This window comes from Paenisporosarcina sp. P4_E4_2 (genome assembly GCF_056401595.1).
On sequence record NZ_JBFUJC010000546.1, the window covers coordinates 1 to 1,228 of the forward strand.

2 protein-coding genes and 1 pseudogene are annotated in these 1,228 nt (G+C 35.1%); 2 read left to right on the forward strand and 1 reads right to left on the reverse strand.

Going from position 1 to position 1,228, the window contains the following annotated elements; genetic code table 11:
* Both AC1DSB_RS19570 and AC1DSB_RS19575 read left to right on the forward strand, forming a co-directional pair.
* Positions 1-209, forward strand: a pseudogene (locus AC1DSB_RS19570) (MFS transporter); the annotation flags it as partial.
* An 18-nt stretch (positions 210-227) separates the two neighbouring features.
* Complete coding sequence (locus AC1DSB_RS19575) at positions 228-812, forward strand: MFS transporter (RefSeq protein ID WP_477532317.1); 585 nt, start codon at positions 228-230, stop codon at positions 810-812.
* Positions 813-922: 110 nt separating this feature from the next.
* Here the strand turns inward: AC1DSB_RS19575 and AC1DSB_RS19580 are convergent.
* Positions 923-1,228: NAD(P)H-dependent oxidoreductase (locus tag AC1DSB_RS19580; protein WP_477587449.1), on the reverse strand; the 306-nt coding region annotated here is incomplete at its 5' end.

Genomic DNA, 1,228 nt, shown 5'->3' on the forward strand with positions numbered 1-1,228 from the left:
GTGCATTTATTGTAGGACCCGCGATTGCAGGGGTGCTTTTTGTCATTGGTTCAGTGTATTTAGCAATCTTTTTAAATGCAATCTCTTTTTTAATATCAGCAATTTTGTTTTTATTTTTACCTGATCAACAGGAAGAAAAAACATCATTTAAAAATCCACTGTCTTTTTCAGCTATTCGAGAAGAAGAAATAACTGTTATTGCTTTTTGAAAAAAAACACCCATTTTTATGATAGTACTTGCTTTGTATTTAGGAACACTGTTCACAACATTTGCTATGGATACGCAAGAAGTTGTCTTTACTCAGAGAGTCGTTGGGCTATCAGAGCTGGATTATAGTTTGCTCATTAGTATTACAGGCATCGGATCTATTTTAGGAGCATTAACGGTTGCGTCTTTTTCAAAAAAACTATCCATTCGTTTTCTTTTTGGTGGAGGACTTCTTCTAATGTCACTCGGTTACTTACTGTATGCCTTCAGTACGTCGTTCACAATGATTACAATAGGGTTCGTAATACTGGGGTTTTTTAATTCTTTTGCTAACACTGGCTACAACACATTTTATCAATTTCATGTTCCGATTGAAATTATGGGGAGGGTGACTAGCTTTTATGGACTCATCCAAAGTGCAGGGCAAATCCTATTGGTAATAGTCGTTGGTTTCGTAGCAGATATTTTTCCACTCCGATATACAATTATCACATTATCTCTGGTGAATTTCTTCTCTATAATTGGCCTGATCGTACTTATGAAACATCGTATCTATCAATCGATTTTTAGTGAAGTGGAGAACAATGAAAAGATGACTGCATAAAAAATGCTACTTTTTCTTATTGAACTAACCTGCCCCATTAGTTCAATAAGAAAAAAAGAGCTGACTCGTATGCAGTAGTTTACTGCGGAAAAAATGCTTATTCACATTCTTTAGCGGTCTATTATTTTGAAATAACGATATATTTTGTTTAATTTCTCGTCATGCTTTCCCTTCGGATTTTCCATATTCCCAAATTCAAAAAACTTCACTCTTTTTATCCCAACATAATTAAATAAGGCTTTCTTCATTAATACTTTGTGCGAATTATTCAACCAGAACAAAGGATAATGCGTTGGCCCCTTCATCGTTGAAATACAAACAATAGACTTCCCCTTCAAAAGTCCTTCTGGCAGAAGTCCGCCCTTGTCTTTGTAGGCAAATTCTGAAGCAAACATTTGGTCTATATACCCCAAAAG

Coding starts and splice junctions, on each gene's coding strand:
- AC1DSB_RS19575 (WP_477532317.1), top strand. CDS start 228: ATGATAGTACTTGCTTTGTATTTAGGAACACTGTTCACAACATTTGCT.